Origin of the sequence: Macromonas nakdongensis (genome assembly GCF_002837145.1) — a bacterium.
GTDB lineage: Bacteria > Pseudomonadota > Gammaproteobacteria > Burkholderiales > Burkholderiaceae_C > Macromonas_B > Macromonas_B nakdongensis.
On the sequence record NZ_NWMV01000035.1, the window covers coordinates 1 to 15,942 of the forward strand.

Sequence of the window (15,942 nt, forward strand, 5' to 3'; positions counted from 1 at the left end):
GCAAGAAAAGTCACCACCCGTGATCGGCACCGTGTTCATGCTGGCAGTATCGCCCGCCTTGCCGCACAAGGCAGGCGCCATCCGATATACCGACCCAACGCCCCGCCCCATGCCGCTCACCGCCACCTCTGTGCCCGCCCGCCGCCTGGGCGCGCTGCTGCCCCACCTGTCGCTGGCCGCGCCCGCGGTGCTGGCCGGCTGCGCCACCCCGCCACCGCCGGCCCCACCCGCCCCGGTCACGGTGGCCCCGCCCGCGGTGCAGGTGCCGGCCACCCCGGTGCCGGCCGGGGCGCTCTCGCACGCCACCAGCGCGCGTGAGTACCGGCGCGACGGCGCCCGCCACCTCTACAGCCTCAACGGCCACCGCATTTACCCCGGGCAGATGCCACCGCTGCTGCAGGCCGTGGGCGTGATGCAGCTGGAACTGGACGCGCGCGGCCACATCCGCCGCTTCGAGTGGATGCGCGCGCCGCGGCACGTGCCCGCGGTCATGGCCGAGATCGAGCGCACGGTGCGCGCCGCCGCCCCCTTCCCGGCCCCGACCCGACTGGGTGGCGTGGTCTACACCGAGACCTGGTTGTGGGACAAGAGCGGGCGCTTCCAGCTCGACACCCTGACCGAAGGCCAGCGCTCCAAGCTCTGAGCCCCGGGCTCAGCTGCCGCGGTAGGTGGCGTAGCTCCAGGGGCTGACCAGCAGCGGCACGTGGTAGTGCGCGCGCGGGTCGGCCACGCCGAAATCCAGCGGCACGCGGTCCAGAAAGGCGGGCTCGGGCAGCGCCACGCCACGGGCCGCGAAATAGGCCTTCACGTCGAACACCAGGCGGTAGGTGCCGGCGCGCAGGCTGTCGTGGTCGAACAGCAGGCCATCCGGGTTGCGGCCGTCGGCGTTCAGGGTGAAGCGCTTGACCAGCGTGGCCCGCTCCCCCTCGGTGGTGTACAGCTCCACCCCCATGCCCGCAGCCGGGCAACCGTGCATCGTGTCCAGAACGTGGGTACTCAGGCCCATGGCGCCTCCTTCCGTGGCGGTGGTTTCAGTCGACCGAAAGTGTATACACTTTTTGTTTTTCTGGGTATCATCTCCCCATGGAACCGTCCAGCACCCACCAGATCGTCGAGTCCCTGACCCGCGCCATCGTCGAGCACCGCCTGCACCCCGGGGCCAAGCTGGCCGAACAGAAGCTGGCTGACCACTTCGGCGTCTCGCGCACGCTGGTGCGCCAGGCGCTGTTTCAGTTGTCGCAACACCGGCTGATCAAGCTCGAGCCGGCCCGCGGCGCCTTCGTCGCCACGCCCTCGGTGCAGGAAGCCCAGCAGGTGTTCGAGGTGCGGCGCATGCTGGAGGTGGCCATGACGCGCAGCTTCGTGCAGCAGGTCACCCCTAGCAAGATCAAGGCCCTGCAAACTCATGTGGCCGCCGAACGCCAGGCGGTGGACCGGCAGGACGTGCCCGGCCGCACCGAGTTGCTGGGCGACTTCCACGTGCGCATGGCCGAGCTGATGGGCAACCAGGTGCTGGCCGAACTGCTGCGCGACCTGATCTCGCGCTGTGCGCTCATCACCCTGATGTACCAGAGCAGCCACGCGGCCGAACACTCCAACGACGAGCACGCCGCCATCGTCCAGGCCCTGGCGGCCAAGGACGAGGCCCGCGCCGTGGCGCTGATGGACCAGCACCTGAGCAACGTGATGGCCAACCTCACCTTCGACCGGAAACTGCCCACCAGCGACCTGGCCCTGGCCCTGTCCTGAACCCCGCACGCCATGTACGACAGCACCGCCCCCTACCCCCGCGACCTGGCCGGCTATGGCCGTGACCTGCCCCACGCCCGCTGGCCCGACGGCGCGCGCATCGCCGTGCAGTTCGTGCTCAACTACGAAGAAGGCGGCGAAAACTGCGTGCTGCACGGCGACGCCGCCAGCGAAACCTTCCTGTCCGAGATGTTCAACCCAGCGGCCTTCCCGGCGCGGCACATCAGCATGGAAGGCATTTACGAATACGGCTCGCGCCAGGGCGTGTGGCGCCTGCTGCGCGAGTTCGAACGGCGCGGGCTGCCGCTCACCGTCTTCGGCGTGGCCACCGCCCTGCAGCGCTCGCCGGACGTGACCGCGGCGTTTCTGGAACTGGGCCACGAAATCGCCTGCCACGGCCTCAAGTGGATCCACTACCAGAACCTGCCCGAAGCCGTGGAACGCGAACACCTGGCGCAGGCCATGCAGATCCTGGCCGAGCTCACCGGCGACCACGGCCAGCAGTTGCACGGCGCCGGCTGGTACACCGGCCGCGACAGCCCCCACACCCGGCGCCTGGTGGCCGACCACGGCGGCTTCGCCTACGACAGCGACTACTACGGCGATGACCTGCCGTTCTGGATGAAGGTGCGCAAGACCGACGGCAGCGACGCGCACCAGCTCATCGTGCCCTACACCCTGGACTGCAACGACATGCGCTTCGCCCTGCCCCAGGGCTACAGCCACGCCGACCCGTTCTTCCAGTACCTGAAAGACAGCTTCGACGTGCTCTACGCCGAAGGCGACCCCGCCGGCCTCGACCGCCCCAAGATGATGAGCATCGGCATGCACTGCCGCCTGCTGGGCCGCCCGGGGCGCATCACCGCGCTGCAACGCTTCCTGGACCACATCCAGCGCCACGCAGGCGTGTGGGTCACGCGGCGCATCGACATCGCCCACCACTGGCGCGCCACCCACCCCTGCGCCGCCTGACCTGGGAACTGGCGCGCCCCTTGCATGGGCCCAGCATTTTTGGAAATTCGCACATGGCCTACACGCTGGACCAACTCAACACCGCCCCGCCCGACGCCGCCGCGCGCCTGCTCGACGGCCTGTACGAACATTCGCCCTGGATCGCCGAAAAGGCCCTGGCGCAGCGCCCCTTTGCCAGCCTGGCCGCGCTCAAGCTGGCCATGGTGCGGGTGCTCGACGGCGCCGGGCGCGAGGCCCAGCTGGCGCTGGTCCGCGCCCACCCCGAGCTGGCCGGCAAGGCCATGGTGGCACAGAGCCTCACCGCCGAATCGACCCAGGAACAGAACGCCGCCGGCCTGACCCAGTGCACGCCCGACGAGTTCGCCCACATCCAGCGCCTCAACGCCGACTACAACGCCAAATTCGGCTGGCCTTTCATCCTGGCGGTGCGCGGGCCGCGCGGCACCGGCCTGAACAAGGCGCAGATCATTGCCGCCTTCGAACGCCGCCTGCACGGCCACCCGGACTTCGAGCTGGCCGAGTGCCTGCGCCACATCCACCGCATCGTCGAGATCCGTCTGAACGACAAGTTCAGCGCCGAGCCCACGCTGGGCCACTGGGTTTGGGATTGGCACGAACACCTGGCACGGCACAGCGAACCGGGCCATGCCGAGCGTGGCGAGTTGACCGTGACCTACCTGACCGACGCCCACCGCGCCTGCGCCGCCGACATCGCCCAGACCATGCGCGAGGTGGGTTGCGACGAGGTGCACCTGGACGCGGTGGGCAACGTCGTCGGCCGCTACCACCCGAATGCCCCCGGCGCGAAATACCTGCTCACCGGCAGCCACTACGACACGGTGCGCAACGGCGGCCGTTACGACGGGCGACTGGGCATCTGCGTGCCGCTGGCCTGCGTGCGCGAACTGCACCGCGCCGGCCAGCGCCTGCCCTTCGGGCTGGAAATCGTGGCCTTTGCCGAAGAGGAAGGCCAGCGCTACCGAGCCACCTTCCTCGCCTCGGGGGCGCTGACCGGCGACTTCGACCCCACCTGGCTGGACCAGACCGACGCCAACGGCGTGACGATGCGCCAGGCCATGCAGACTGCTGGCCTGCCCGGCACGCTGGACGCGATTGTTGCCCTGAAGCGCGACCCGGCCGCCTACCTGGGCTTTGTGGAAGTGCACATCGAACAAGGCCCGGTGCTGAACGAACTGAACCTGCCGCTGGGTGTGGTCACCTCCATCAACGGCAGCGTGCGGCTGGCGGGCGAAGTGCGCGGCACCGCCAGCCACGCCGGCACCACGCCCATGGACCGCCGTGCCGACGCCGCCTGCGCCGTGGCCGAACTGGCGCTGTACCTGGAACAGCGCGCCCGTGCCGACGGCGACTCGGTCGGCACCGTGGGCCAGTGGCAGGTGCCCAACGGCTCCATCAACGTGGTGCCCGGCCGCTGCACCTTCAGCCTGGACCTGCGCGCGCCCAGCAACGCCCAGCGCGACGCCCTGCTGGCCGACGTGCGCGCCGAACTCGACGCCATCGCCCAGCGCCGCGGCGTGCGGGCCACGCTGGAAGAAACGATGCGCGCCAGCGCCGCCCCGAGCGACCCGGCCTGGCAGGCGCGCTGGGAACGCGCGGTGCAGGCCCTGGGCCTGCCGGTGTTCCGCCTGCCCAGCGGCGCCGGCCACGACGCCATGAAACTGCACGACCTCCTGCCGCAAGCCATGCTGTTCGTGCGCGGCGAGAACGGCGGCATCAGCCACAACCCGCTCGAATCCACCACCAGCGACGACATGGACCTGGCCGTGCGCGCCTTCCAGCACCTGCTGCAACAGGTGGCCGACGGCGCCTGAGCCCCCCGCCCTTCCAGCCCCGCTCCACACAGCACTCCACATGACCAGCCCCGCCCACACTGCCCTGGACCAATGGGTCGCCCAGCACTTCGACGAGGAAGTGGCCTTTCTGCAGCAGTTGGTGCGCGTGCCCACCGACACCCCGCCCGGTAACAACGCCCCACACGCCCAGCGCACCGCCGAGCTGCTGCGCGCCTGGGGCTGGGACGTGGAAGCGTTCGACGTGCCCGCCGCCGAGGTGCACGCCGCCGGCTTGCAAACCATCACCAACCTGATCGTGCGGCGCCGCTACGGCGATGGCGGCCCCACCATCGCCCTCAACGCCCACGGCGACGTGGTGCCGCCCGGCGAGGGCTGGACCCACGACCCCTACGGCGGCGAGGTGGTGGACGGCCAGCTCTACGGCCGCGCCAGCGCCGTCAGCAAGAGCGACTTCGCCAGCTTCAGCCACGCGGTGCGCGCCCTGGAAGCCGTGGCCCGCCCGACGCGCGGCTGCATCGAACTGCACTTCACCTACGACGAGGAATTCGGCGGCGAACTGGGCCCCGGCTGGCTGCTGCGCCACGGCCACACCCGGCCCGACCTGATGATCGCCGCCGGCTTCAGCCACCAGGTCGTCACCGCCCACAACGGTTGCCTGCAACTGGAGGTGACGGTGCAAGGCGACATGGCCCACGCCGCCATCCCCGACACCGGCACCGACGCGCTGCAAGGCGCAGTGCACATCCTGAACGTGCTGTACCGGCTCAACCGGGACTACCTGGCCACCACCTCATCGGTCGAAGGCATCACCCACCCCTACCTGAACATCGGCCGCATCGAAGGCGGCACCAACACCAACGTCGTGCCCGGCAAGGTGGTGTTCAAGCTCGACCGCCGCATGATCCCCGAGGAGGACGCGGCCCAGGTCGAGGCCGACCTGCGCGCCACCATCGCCCAGGCGGCCACGTCGTTCGCGCCGCCCCGGGGCGGCCGCGCCTTGCAAGTGGACGTGCGGCGCCTGCTGCTGGCCCAGGCCATGAAGCCGCTGCCCGGCAACCGGCCGCTGGTGGCCGCCATCCAAAAGCACGGCGAAGCGGTGTTCGGCGAAGCCATCCCCGCCGTGGGCACCCCGCTGTACACCGACGTGCGCCTCTACGCCGAGCGCGGCATCCCGGGCGTGATCTACGGCGCCGGCCCGCGCACGGTGCGCGAGTCCAACGCCAAGCGCGCCGACGAACACGTGGCACTCAGCGACCTGCTCGGTGCCACGCAGGTGCTGGCTCGCACCCTGCACGACCTGCTGGCCTGAGCCCCGCACCGTCCCTGCACCCAAAAAAAACGGGGGCCGCAGCCCCCGTGTTCATTTTGCAAGCGCCGTGCTGGCGCTCAGGCCGCGCCGCCGTGGCCCACGCGCTTGTTGTGCTGCAACGAGGACCACACCGACGCAACGATGAAGGCCACGCCGATCAGGCCGGTGAACACCTCCGAGACGTGCACCACCGTGCCCAGGATCATGACCCCGGCCAACGCGCCGATGGCGTAGTGGGCGCCGTGCTCCAGGTAGATGTACTGGTTCAGCGTGCCGCGGTGCACCAGGTACACCGTCATGGAACGCACGAACATGGCACCGATGGCCAGACCCAGCATGATGATGACCACGTCCTTGGTGATGGCGAAGGCCCCGATCACGCCGTCGAACGAGAAGGACGCGTCCAGCACCTCGAGGTAGAGGAAGCTGGCAAAACCCGAACGCTGCACGGTTTTCACCATGGCCTCGCCCTCGGCCTCGTCGTCGAACATCGCGCCCACCGCGTCCACCGCCAGGTACAGCACGATGCCCAGGATGCCGGCCACGAAGACGCGGGTGGCGTCGGCCTCGGGCACCCACCAGCGGGTGGAGAACACCACCAGCAGCGCGATGAAGACGCTGATCTCGTCGAACTTGGCCGCCTTGACCATGCGCCGCTCCAGCGGGCCGAGCCAATGGGTGTCCTTGTTCTGGTCGAACAGGAAGTTCAGGAACACCAGCAGCAGGAACATGCCGCCGAAGGCCGAAATCACCGGGTAGACGCTGGTCAGCACCGCCGAGTACTGGTCGGGCGACTGCAGCGCCAGTTGCATGGTCTCGTAGGCGCCAATGTCGGCCGAAACCGCCACGATGACGATGGGAAACACCAGGCGCATGCCGAAAACGGCGATCAGGATGCCGACCGTGAGGAAGAGCTGCCGCCAGAACTCGCTCATGTCGCGCAGCACGCCGGCGTTGACCACCGCGTTGTCGAACGACAAACTCACCTCCAGGATGGCCAGCACAAAGGCCAGCCACAAGGCGGTCCACAAACCCATGCCGGTCTGGCTGCCCCACCAGCCGGCCAGGGCCAGGCAGACAAAGGTCACAAAAAAGGAAAAGCGGAATTCTTTCATGGCACTGGTGCCGCGGCACCCGTCGGTGGAACAGCCGCCGATTGTCGCCATTTTTGGGCGGGTCTGCAGCCCCGCCGCCGCGCCCACGGTGCCGCGACTGACGCGCACTGGACAGCGCCCCGTCCCGCCATGCCCGATGATGCCCACGGTTGACCCCCACACCTTTGGAGACCCCCGATGCTGAAACTCTGCGGCTTTTCGGCCAGCAACTATTACAACAAGGTCAAACTCGCCCTGCTCGAAAAAGGCGTCCCGTTCGTGGAAGCCCTGAACTGGGTCGGCGAGACCGACCTGGACAGCACCCCGCTGGGCAAGGTGCCCTACCTGCTGACCGAACACGGCCCGCTGTGCGAATCGGCGGTGATCATGGAGTACGTGGAAGAGGCCTACCCGGACCACCCCCTGATGCCGGCCGACCCCTTCGCCCGGGCCAAGGTGCGCGAGCTCAACACCTTCCTCGAACTGCACCTGGAACTGGAAGCCCGCAAGCTCTACCCGCAGGCCTTCTTCGGCGGCCAGGTGAGCGACGGCGTCAAGCAGAAAGTGGCCGCCCAGCTCGACAAGAGCGTGGCCGCCTTCGCCCAGATCGCGCGTTTCGCCCCCTTCGTGGCCGGCGAGCAGTTCACCGTGGCCGATTGCGCCGCCATCGTCCACCTGCCCCTGGTGGCCAGCGCCAGCAAGCTGGTGCTGGGCCGCGACGTGCTGGCCGATGTGCCCGGCGTGCGCGACTACCTCAAGCGCATGGCCGAACGCCCGCAGGTGCAGCGCATCAACGCCGACCGCAAAGCCAACACCGACCTGCTGCTGGCCCGCGCCCGGGGCTGAACCCCGCCCACGCCCCTCGCCGGAGGCCAGGCCTCAGCGGGCATCTGCCACCGGGTGGGCCCGGTCGGCGGCCTGCTCCAGGGGCTCGTGCGCCGCGTCCGGGCTGGGTGGACGCCAGCGGAAAAACATCGGGTAGACCTTTTCCGTGACCGGTCCGTCGAAGTCCCAGGCCAGGCACTTGCCCAGGTGCACCGGCGGCTTGCTGCCGTCGGACGGCGTGGCAAAAGCCACCTCGGACAGGGTCTGGAACGCGGCGGTGGCCATGTTGTAGAGCAGTTCCCGCAAATGGGTGCAGCCCTGGATGCCGCCCAGGTGGCGTTCGATGGCCTGGCGCCAACCGCCGCCCATGCGCGTGCCGATCATGCGCTGCATGGGGGCCATGGCCTGCGGACAGGGAGCGTGCGGGTGGCTGTCCATCGCCACCGCCACGTCACGCACCACCAGGGTGTGGTCCACCGTCACCCGGATCAGCATGTGGTGGATGGCCTCGTCGGGTGCCCAGCGGCCTTCGCCCTCGATCTCGAACGCGTGCGGCTTGCTGTCGTGCAACTCGCCTTCGATGTCCCACAGGCCGTCGTCGCGTTGAAAGCCGCGGTATTCGACACGACGGGTGTGCATGGGGCGGCGGCTCTGGGGGCTGGGCAATGGCAAGGGAACACCTCTGGGAAAAAATCGAACGGTCGTGCGCTCAGGCACCGGCCCATTATTGCCAAAAATCCCCGAGCGCACCGCACCGCGGGCGACAATGCACCTCCCCATGCGGCGTTAGAGGCAGGGCAGATCGGCCAGCCGCGCCACCTCGGCACGCAAGGCCTCGGCCCAGGCGCGCCGGTCGCGGCCCTGGGCGGTGTCGGGCTCGCCCCAGTGCACCGTGGCCTGGACATCGCTGGCACACACGGTGCGCCAGATGGACGCCACCAGCGTGGTGTCGCCGATGTAGGAGGGCGCATTGTGCCGGGCGGCTTCGCCTTGCAGCCCCTGGCCCTGGCCGTGCAGGTAGGCCAGCCCCACCGGCTGGATGGCGCTGTCGGCCGCCAGCGCCGCCTGCAGCAGGTTGGCGTGAAAAGGCAGCACGCCCTGGCCGTCACCGGTGGTGCCTTCGGGGAACACCGCCAACACATCGCCCGCGCGCAGGTGCTCGGCCATGTGGTGCACCACGCGCAGCGCGTCGCGGCGCTTTTCCCGCTCGATGAACAGGGTGCCCGAACCGGCCACCAGCCGCCCGACCACCGGCCAGTGCTTCACATCGGCCTTGGAGACAAAACGGCAAGGCCGCGCGGCGTTCAGGGCGACGATGTCCAGCCACGAGATGTGGTTGGACACCACCAGCAGCGGCCCGGTCACGGGCGGCTCGCCCAGCACCTGCAGGTGCACGCCCAGGATGCGCAGCGCCTGCTGCGACCAGGCCTGGATGTCGGCCTGGCGCTGGGCCTCCGTGGCCCCCGGAAAGCGGGTGCGCAGGGTGTGCAGGCCACGCAGCAGGTGGCCCACCAGGCGCAACAGGCGGCCGGCGGTGCGAACGGCGGTCATGCGGGGGAACGCGGGCTCAACGTTGGCGCTCGTGCTGCGCGTCGAAAGCCACTTGACCCTGGACCAGGGTGGCGCGCACCGACACCGGCAGCTCGTGGCCGTCGAATGGGGTGTGCTTGCCCTGGCTGCGCAAGGCCTTCGGCCCCACGGTCCAGTGCACGCGAGGGTCGATGACGCAGACGTCGGCCACGCCGCCTTCCACCAGGCGACCCACACTGGCCTGCAGCGTGCCCAGGCTGTGGCCCAGCACCTGGGCCGGCCCGTGGGTGAGCGCGGCCACGGTGCGGCCCAGGGGCACGCCGTCCTGCTCGGCCCACTTCCAGGCCAGGCCCAGCAGCAGCTCCACCGCGGTGGCGCCGGGTTCGGCCTCGGCAAAGGGCAGGGTCTTGGCGTCGGCGTCCACCGGGTTGTGGTCGCTCACCAGGGCGTCGATGGTGCCGTCGGCCAGGCCGGCGCGCAACGCGTCGCGGTCGCGCTGCTGGCGCACCGGCGGTTGCAGGCGCAGGCGGCTGTCGTAGTAGCCGATGTCGGTGTCGGTCAGGTGCAGGTTGTGCACGCTCACGTCGCAAGTCACCGGCAGGCCTTCGGCCTTGGCCGCGCGCACCAGGGCCAGGCCCGCGGCGCTGCTGATGCGGCACAGGTGCAGGTGCACGCCCTGCCCGGCCGGCGTGCCGGGCTTGTGCACGCCGCGCAGCAGCTCGAACACGGTGTGCAAGGCGATCACTTCGGCGGCGGTGGGCACGCCGCTCAGGCCCATGCGCGTGGCCAGCGGCCCGCTGGCCACCACGCCCTTGCCCAGGTAAAAGTCCTGCGGGCGCAACCACACGCTGTAGCCGAAGGTGGCGGCGTACTGCAGCGCGCGCTGCAACACCTGGGTGTTGACGATGGGCACCTCGGCCTGGCCAAAACCGACGCAACCGGACTCGGTCAGCTCCACCATCTCGGTCAGCACCTCGCCCTTGAGGCCGCGGGTCAGCGCGCCCAGCGGGAATACGCGGGCCTGGTGCAGTTTTTCGGCGCGGGATTTGAGCATGTCCACCAGACCGGGCTCGTCCAGCACCGGGTCGGTGTCGGGCGGGCAGACCAGGCTGGTCACGCCCCCGGCCACGGCGGCGGCCATTTCGCTTTCCAGCATGCCGGCGTGTTCCTGGCCGGGTTCGCGCAGGCGCATGCTCAGGTCCACCAGGCCCGGGGCCACGATGCAGCCGCTGGCGTCGATGGTGCGGTTGGGGTGGAAATCGGCCGGCGTCTTGCCGATGCCGATGATGCGGCCTGCCGCGATGGCGATGTCGGCCACGCGGTCGGTCTGGCTGGCGGGATCGATCAGGCGGCCGTTTTGAATCAGGATTTTCATGGTTGCAGTCCTCACGCCACGTTGCCGGCCACAATGCCCAGCACCGCCATGCGCACGGCGATGCCGAAGGTCACCTGCGGCAGCACCACGCTCTGGCCACCGTCCACCACGCTGGAGTCGATTTCCACCCCCCGGTTGATGGGGCCGGGGTGCATCACGATGGCGTCGGGTTTGGCCCATCGCATGCGCTCGGGCGTGACGCCAAAGCTCTTGAAATACTCCTGACTGGACGGCAGCAGCGCGCCGCTCATGCGCTCGTTCTGCAGGCGCAGGGTGATGACCACGTCGCAGTCCTTGATGCCCTCTTCCAGCGTGTGGCACACGCGCACACCCATCTGGCTGAAGTCGCTCGGCACCAGGGTGCGCGGGCCCACCACGCGCACATCGGGGCAGCCCAGGGTGGTCAGCGCATGGATGTCGGAACGCGCCACGCGCGAGTGCAGCACGTCACCCACGATGGCCACCGACAGCTTGGTGAAGTCCTTCTTGTAGTGGCGGATGGTGAACATGTCCAGCAGCCCCTGGGTGGGGTGGGCGTGGCGCCCGTCGCCGGCGTTGACCACGTGCACATGCGGTGCCACATGCTGCGAGATGAGGTACGGCGCGCCCGATTCGCTGTGGCGCACCACGAAAATGTCGGCCGCCATGGCGCTGAGGTTGGCGATCGTGTCCAGCAGCGATTCGCCCTTGGCGGTGGAGCTGCGCGCGATGTCCAGCGTGTAGACGTCGGCGCTCAGGCGGGTGGCGGCGATGTCGAAGGTGGTGCGGGTGCGGGTGCTGTTCTCGAAAAACAGGTTGAACACGCTCTTGCCGCGCAGCAGCGGCACCTTTTTCACCTCGCGGTCGCTCACGCTGACGAAGTTGGCGGCGGTGTCGAGTATCTGCGTCAGGATGGCCTGGGGCAGCCCTTCGGTGGAGAGCAGGTGGATCAGCTCGCCATGTTTGTTGAGTTGCGGGTTTTTCATGGGCATCAGGCCACCGGTTTGTGTTCGACGACGAAGCTGAAGGTGCCGTCGTCCCCGCGCGCCAGCTCGAAGGACTGGCCCGGCGGCAGCGGCAGGCGGGTGGCGGCGAAGTCGGCCGCCATGGGCAGTTCGCGCCCGCCCCGGTCCACCAGCACCGCCAGCTGCACACGCGCCGGGCGGCCGTAGTCGAACAGTTCGTTGAGCACGGCACGCAGCGTGCGGCCGGTGTAGAGCACGTCGTCGACCACGACGACATGGGCACCGTTGACGTCGAAGGGCAGGCGGGTCTGTTCGGCGGTGGCGCTCAGGCCGCGCTGGGCGAAGTCGTCGCGGTGCAGGGCGGACGAAATCACCCCGATCTCGCCGGGCAGGCCCAGTTCGCGCTGCAGGCGCTCGGCCAGCCAGGCGCCGCCGCTGGTCACGCCCACCAGCTTCACGGGGGCACCGGCCTGCAGGCCTTGCACGCCGCGCTTGAGCTCGGCGTACAGCGCCTCGGCGTCGAGTTGGAGAGAACTCACGGCAAACTCCTCAAAAATTGTTCCAGGATGATGCAGGCCGAAGCCGCATCGGCGTCGCGCGCGCCCAGGCTGTGGGCCTCGGTGGTGCTGTAGCGCTCGTCCACTTCATACACCGGCAAGTTGAAACGCCCGCGAAGCTGGCGCGCGAATTTGAGCGCGCGGGCGGTGTTTTCGTGGGCGGCGCCGTCCGGGTGGGTGGGCACGCCCACCACCAGCGCGTCGGGCTGCCACTCTTTCAGGCGGGCAGCCACCTGCACAAAACGGGCGTCGCCTTCGGCCTGGATGGTGGCCTGTGGCGTGGCCGAGCGCGTCAGCCGGTTGCCGCTGGCCACCCCGGTGCGCTTGAGGCCGTAGTCGAAGGCCAGAAAAGTTTGCTGCGAGGCCGGCACCTCTGGGGTCGCGTTCATGCGTGCCCCGAACCCGGCGCCAGCATCCAGGCCTGCAAACCGAGCAGGGCCATGGCCTTGTCGTAGCGCTGCTCCACCGGGGTGTCGAAAATCAGGCGCGGGTCGGCCTCCACCGTGAGCCAGCTGTTCTCGGTGATTTCGGACTCCAGCTGGCCCTCGCCCCAGGACGAATAGCCCAGCGAGACGAACACCTGCTGCGGCCCGGCCCCGGAGGACAGGGCTTCGAGCACGTCGCGCGAGGTGGTCATTTCCAGATCGCCCACGCGCAGGCTGGAGGCGTAGACCGACGGTGCAGGGGCCGGCGCCTCGGGGTCGTCCGCTTCGTCGGCCTCGGCCGCCGGGGTGTCGTCATCGTCGGTGGCGGCCAGGGCCGCGCGGATGGCCTGAGCCACCGCCGGCGGGGTTTCGTCGGTGCCCACGGGCTGGGCCTCGCCCATGGCCTCGTGCAACACAAAGCCGCGCTCGGTCTGCAGCGGCCCGCCGCGGAACACCGGCTGCGCCGCCAGTTCGCGGCGGCGCAGGGGCAGGTCCACCTTGTCGAACAGGTCGGCCACGGTGATGTCGCTGGGCTTGTTGATGATCAGGCCCAGCGCGCCCTTGGCGCTGTGCTCGCAGAGGTAGACCACGCTCTTGCCAAAGAGCTCGTCGTTCAACCCCGGCATGGCGATCAGGAAATGGTGGGTGAGGTTGATGGGGGAAGCGTCCGAAGGCATGCGGGCGATTTTACGGGGCGGCTGTGCGCCCATGGCCACAAAAAAACCCGCTGTCGAAGCGGGCTTGTGGGCAAGGCGAACACGGCCCGGGCGGGCCAGCGTCGTCAGACCGCGCGCGCGGCGCGCAACTGCACGGAGTAGTCGCGCAAGGCGGCGATACCGCTTTCTTCGGCGCGGCGGCACCAGGCCTGCAGGTCCTTGGCCAGTTGCTCGCGGTTGAGCGAGGTGTTGGACCACAGTTGGCGCAACTCCTCGCGCATGGCGTGCATCTTGGCCAGGGTGGGGTGCTGGGCGCGCACCTGCGCCACCTTGGCCTGGTACTGGGCCGGCACCTTGTCGTCGTCGCGGTGCAGCCAGCGGCGGGCGGCTTCCAGCATGGAGGCATCGGCGCGCTTGGCCTTCAGGGCATCCAGTTCGGCCTGCACCGTGGCGCGCATCTGGCGGGCAAAGCCGGCCATCACTTCGTAGCGGTTGGCGATGATGGCTTCCAGCGTTTTTTCGTCGGCCACGGGCTTGACGTCGCCAAAGGCCAGCTTGGGCGGCGTCTTCTTGGGCTTGGCCAGACCGAACTTGGCCAGGATGCTGATGTACATCCAGCCGATGTCGAACTCGTAGGGCTTGACCGAGAACTTGGCCGAGGTGGCGTAGGTGTGGTGGTTGTTGTGCAGCTCTTCGCCACCGACGATGATGCCCCAGGGGAAGACGTTGGTGCTGGCGTCGGTGGCTTCGAAGTTGCGGTAACCCCAGAAGTGACCAATGCCGTTGATGACGCCGGCGGCCCAGAACGGAATCCAGACCATCTGCACCGCCCACACGGCCAAACCCAGCACGCCGAACAGCGCCACGTCCAGGATCAGCATCATGCTGATGCCCAGACGCGAGTGCTTGGTGTAGACGTTGCGCTCCATCCAGTCGTCGGGGGTGCCGTGGCCGTAGCGCTCCATGGTTTCGCGGTTCTTGGCCTCGGCGCGGTACAGCTCGGCACCTTCCCAGAACACCTTCTTGATGCCGAAGATCTGCGGGCTGTGCGGGTCGCCGTCCTGCTCGCACTTGGCGTGGTGTTTGCGGTGGATGGCGGCCCACTCCTTGGTGAGCATGCCGGTGGTCATCCACAGCCAGAAGCGGAAGAAATGCGACACCAGCGGGTGCAGTTCGAGCGCGCGGTGGGCCTGGCAGCGGTGCAGGAACAGGGTGACGCTGACGATGGTGATGTGCGTCATGACCAGGGCCACGATGAGCACCTGCCACCACGCCGCGCCGGTGAGGCCCTGGGACAAGAAGCCGATGAAGCCGTTCCAGCCCGATTCGAACACAGACATGTACGTCCTTTGAAACTCGATGACGATCCACTGAACAGGCCACGGGCCCGCTCAGGCATAACCCGCAATTTTAGGTCGGAGGGGCCAAAACACCAAATCGATGGCCCTGCCACCGCAGGGCGGGACTCGACTCAGGCCTTGCGCTCCCAGACGGCGGCAAAAAAGCCGTCGGTCTGGTGCAGGTGGGGCCACAGGCGCAAATATCCAGACCGGCACAGGCTGGCGCCCTGCGGCACACCGGCGTGCTCCAGCACGGCATCGGCGGCCAGAGGGCGGAAATCGCGGTGGCTGGCGCCGAAGGCCTGGGCCACGGCCTCGTTTTCTTCGGTCAGCAGGCTGCAGGTGGCGTAGACCAGCCGCCCGCCGGGCTTGACCAGGCGCGCCGCGCTGGCCAGGATGCGGCCCTGCAGCGCCGCCAGCTCGGCCACCTCGGTGGGCTTCTGGCGCCACTTCAGGTCGGGGCTGCGACGCAAGGTGCCCAGGCCGGAACACGGGGCGTCGACCAGCACCCGGTCGGCCTTGCCGCGCAGGCGCAACACGCGCTCGTCCTGTTCGTGGGCAATGGCCATGGGGAATACGTTGTTCAGGCCGCTGCGCTGCAGGCGGGGCTGCAGCGCGTCCAGCCGGTGGGCCGAAGTGTCGAAGGCGTACAGGCGGCCGGTGTTGCGCATCACCGCGCCCAGGGCCAGGGTCTTGCCGCCAGCGCCGGCGCAGAAGTCCACCACCACCTCGTTGCGTTTGGCCTCCAGCAGCAGCGCCAGCAGCTGCGAGCCTTCGTCCTGTACCTCGGCCAGGCCTTCCTGGAACCAGGCTTCGCCGTGCAGGGCGACCTTGCCCGCCAGGCGCATGCCCCAGGGGGAATAGGGCGTGGCCTCGGCGGCCCAGCCGGCGTCGCGCAGGCGCTGCAACAGGGCCGGCCGCTTGGCCTTGAGGGGGTTGAGGCGCAGGTCCAGCGGCGCCGGGCGGTTCAGCGCCTCGGCCAACGCGGCGAAACCGTCGCCCAGTTCGGCCTGCAGGCGTTCGGCCAGCCACAGCGGCAGCAGGTGGCGCGCCTCGGGTGGGGCCTCGCGCGGCAGTTCGGCCGTGGCGCAGTGCGCCAGCCAGGCGCGTTCGTCGTCGGTGGCGGCCTGGGCCAGCCAGGCGTCGGCGCCGCCACACACCAGCAAGGCCAGGCGGCGGGCCTGGCGCCGGGCGGGCGCCAGGCCCTTGGGCGGGGGCAGGTCGGCGGGGGCGCTGCGCAGCCACCAGCGCAGGCGCGGCCACTCGCGCAGCACGGCGTAGACCAGATCGGCCAAGGTGTGCCGCTCGCGCGGGCCCACCTGGCTGTGGTCGTTGGTGTAGCGCGCCCCGGT

17 protein-coding genes are annotated in these 15,942 nt (G+C 69.3%); 6 read left to right on the top strand and 11 right to left on the bottom strand.

Features of this window, described 5'->3' with window-relative positions; all coding sequences use genetic code 11:
* On the top strand, positions 1 to 643 hold a 643-nt coding region (locus CON77_RS06270; RefSeq protein ID WP_439650532.1), incomplete at its 5' end, for a hypothetical protein.
* 9 nt (positions 644 to 652) lie between these two features.
* Here CON77_RS06270 and uraH read toward each other — a convergent pair.
* Positions 653 to 1,006: a hydroxyisourate hydrolase gene (gene uraH / locus CON77_RS06275; protein WP_101048277.1), complete on the bottom strand. Its 354-nt coding sequence runs from the start codon at positions 1,004 to 1,006 to the stop codon at positions 653 to 655.
* 77 nt (positions 1,007 to 1,083) lie between these two features.
* Here uraH and CON77_RS06280 point away from each other — a divergent pair, with 77 nt between their 5' ends.
* The 4 genes from CON77_RS06280 to CON77_RS06295 are packed head-to-tail and all read left to right on the top strand — an operon-like array spanning position 1,084 to position 5,844.
* Positions 1,084 to 1,749, top strand: coding sequence for a GntR family transcriptional regulator (locus tag CON77_RS06280; RefSeq protein WP_101048278.1), 666 nt, complete (start codon positions 1,084 to 1,086; stop codon positions 1,747 to 1,749).
* 12 nt (positions 1,750 to 1,761) lie between these two features.
* Complete coding sequence (gene puuE, locus CON77_RS06285) at positions 1,762 to 2,721, top strand: allantoinase PuuE (RefSeq protein ID WP_101048279.1); 960 nt, start codon at positions 1,762 to 1,764, stop codon at positions 2,719 to 2,721.
* 53 nt (positions 2,722 to 2,774) lie between these two features.
* Entirely contained in the window at positions 2,775 to 4,553 is a 1,779-nt protein-coding gene (gene uraD, locus CON77_RS06290) for a 2-oxo-4-hydroxy-4-carboxy-5-ureidoimidazoline decarboxylase (protein ID WP_101048280.1), read from the top strand.
* Between the two features lie 40 nt (positions 4,554 to 4,593).
* Positions 4,594 to 5,844 carry a M20/M25/M40 family metallo-hydrolase gene (locus tag CON77_RS06295; protein WP_101048281.1) on the top strand — a complete coding sequence of 417 codons (1,251 nt, stop codon included), beginning with the start codon at positions 4,594 to 4,596 and terminating at the stop codon, positions 5,842 to 5,844.
* A gap of 77 nt (positions 5,845 to 5,921) precedes the next feature.
* Here the strand turns inward: CON77_RS06295 and CON77_RS06300 are convergent, their stop codons facing one another.
* On the bottom strand, positions 5,922 to 6,959 hold the full coding sequence (locus CON77_RS06300) for a DUF475 domain-containing protein (protein WP_101048282.1): 1,038 nt from the start codon (positions 6,957 to 6,959) through the stop codon (positions 5,922 to 5,924).
* Between the two features lie 177 nt (positions 6,960 to 7,136).
* On the opposite strand from CON77_RS06300, the gene CON77_RS06305 reads away from it, so the two are divergent.
* Positions 7,137 to 7,784: a glutathione S-transferase gene (locus CON77_RS06305; protein WP_101048283.1), complete on the top strand. Its 648-nt coding sequence runs from the start codon at positions 7,137 to 7,139 to the stop codon at positions 7,782 to 7,784.
* A 33-nt stretch (positions 7,785 to 7,817) separates the two neighbouring features.
* Here the strand turns inward: CON77_RS06305 and CON77_RS06310 are convergent, their stop codons facing one another.
* The 9 genes from CON77_RS06310 to CON77_RS06350 form a co-directional block, all read right to left on the bottom strand.
* Positions 7,818 to 8,402 (bottom strand): DUF2889 domain-containing protein, encoded by a 585-nt coding sequence (locus CON77_RS06310; protein WP_232788426.1) that lies wholly within the window; start codon positions 8,400 to 8,402, stop codon positions 7,818 to 7,820.
* Between the two features lie 147 nt (positions 8,403 to 8,549).
* Positions 8,550 to 9,314, bottom strand: coding sequence for a lysophospholipid acyltransferase family protein (locus CON77_RS06315; RefSeq protein WP_101048285.1), 765 nt, complete (start codon positions 9,312 to 9,314; stop codon positions 8,550 to 8,552).
* Between the two features lie 16 nt (positions 9,315 to 9,330).
* On the bottom strand, positions 9,331 to 10,668 hold the full coding sequence (locus tag CON77_RS06320) for a dihydroorotase (protein ID WP_101048286.1): 1,338 nt from the start codon (positions 10,666 to 10,668) through the stop codon (positions 9,331 to 9,333).
* An 11-nt stretch (positions 10,669 to 10,679) separates the two neighbouring features.
* On the bottom strand, positions 10,680 to 11,639 hold the full coding sequence (locus CON77_RS06325; RefSeq protein WP_439650533.1) for an aspartate carbamoyltransferase catalytic subunit: 960 nt from the start codon (positions 11,637 to 11,639) through the stop codon (positions 10,680 to 10,682).
* Positions 11,639 to 12,151, bottom strand: coding sequence for a bifunctional pyr operon transcriptional regulator/uracil phosphoribosyltransferase PyrR (gene pyrR / locus CON77_RS06330; protein ID WP_101048288.1), 513 nt, complete (start codon positions 12,149 to 12,151; stop codon positions 11,639 to 11,641). The genes CON77_RS06325 and pyrR overlap by 1 nt, the downstream gene beginning before the upstream one ends.
* A complete protein-coding gene (ruvX, locus tag CON77_RS06335; RefSeq protein WP_101048289.1) occupies positions 12,148 to 12,558 on the bottom strand; it encodes a Holliday junction resolvase RuvX in 411 nt (136 codons plus the stop codon). Before ruvX ends, pyrR begins: the two co-directional genes overlap by 4 nt.
* On the bottom strand, positions 12,555 to 13,271 hold the full coding sequence (locus tag CON77_RS06340) for a YqgE/AlgH family protein (protein ID WP_101048293.1): 717 nt from the start codon (positions 13,269 to 13,271) through the stop codon (positions 12,555 to 12,557). The genes ruvX and CON77_RS06340 overlap by 4 nt, the downstream gene beginning before the upstream one ends.
* A gap of 104 nt (positions 13,272 to 13,375) precedes the next feature.
* A complete protein-coding gene (locus CON77_RS06345) occupies positions 13,376 to 14,590 on the bottom strand; it encodes a DesA family fatty acid desaturase (RefSeq protein ID WP_101048290.1) in 1,215 nt (404 codons plus the stop codon).
* Positions 14,591 to 14,721: 131 nt separating this feature from the next.
* Positions 14,722 to 15,942: RsmB/NOP family class I SAM-dependent RNA methyltransferase (locus CON77_RS06350; RefSeq protein ID WP_101048291.1), on the bottom strand; the 1,221-nt coding region annotated here is incomplete at its 5' end.

Coding starts and splice junctions, on each gene's coding strand:
- uraH (WP_101048277.1), bottom strand. CDS start 1,006: ATGGGCCTGAGTACCCACGTTCTGGACACGATGCACGGTTGCCCGGCT.
- CON77_RS06280 (WP_101048278.1), top strand. CDS start 1,084: ATGGAACCGTCCAGCACCCACCAGATCGTCGAGTCCCTGACCCGCGCC.
- puuE (WP_101048279.1), top strand. CDS start 1,762: ATGTACGACAGCACCGCCCCCTACCCCCGCGACCTGGCCGGCTATGGC.
- uraD (WP_101048280.1), top strand. CDS start 2,775: ATGGCCTACACGCTGGACCAACTCAACACCGCCCCGCCCGACGCCGCC.
- CON77_RS06295 (WP_101048281.1), top strand. CDS start 4,594: ATGACCAGCCCCGCCCACACTGCCCTGGACCAATGGGTCGCCCAGCAC.
- CON77_RS06300 (WP_101048282.1), bottom strand. CDS start 6,959: ATGAAAGAATTCCGCTTTTCCTTTTTTGTGACCTTTGTCTGCCTGGCC.
- CON77_RS06305 (WP_101048283.1), top strand. CDS start 7,137: ATGCTGAAACTCTGCGGCTTTTCGGCCAGCAACTATTACAACAAGGTC.
- CON77_RS06310 (WP_232788426.1), bottom strand. CDS start 8,402: ATGCACACCCGTCGTGTCGAATACCGCGGCTTTCAACGCGACGACGGC.
- CON77_RS06315 (WP_101048285.1), bottom strand. CDS start 9,314: ATGACCGCCGTTCGCACCGCCGGCCGCCTGTTGCGCCTGGTGGGCCAC.
- CON77_RS06320 (WP_101048286.1), bottom strand. CDS start 10,668: ATGAAAATCCTGATTCAAAACGGCCGCCTGATCGATCCCGCCAGCCAG.
- CON77_RS06325 (WP_439650533.1), bottom strand. CDS start 11,639: ATGCCCATGAAAAACCCGCAACTCAACAAACATGGCGAGCTGATCCAC.
- ruvX (WP_101048289.1), bottom strand. CDS start 12,558: ATGAACGCGACCCCAGAGGTGCCGGCCTCGCAGCAAACTTTTCTGGCC.
- CON77_RS06340 (WP_101048293.1), bottom strand. CDS start 13,271: ATGCCTTCGGACGCTTCCCCCATCAACCTCACCCACCATTTCCTGATC.
- CON77_RS06345 (WP_101048290.1), bottom strand. CDS start 14,590: ATGTCTGTGTTCGAATCGGGCTGGAACGGCTTCATCGGCTTCTTGTCC.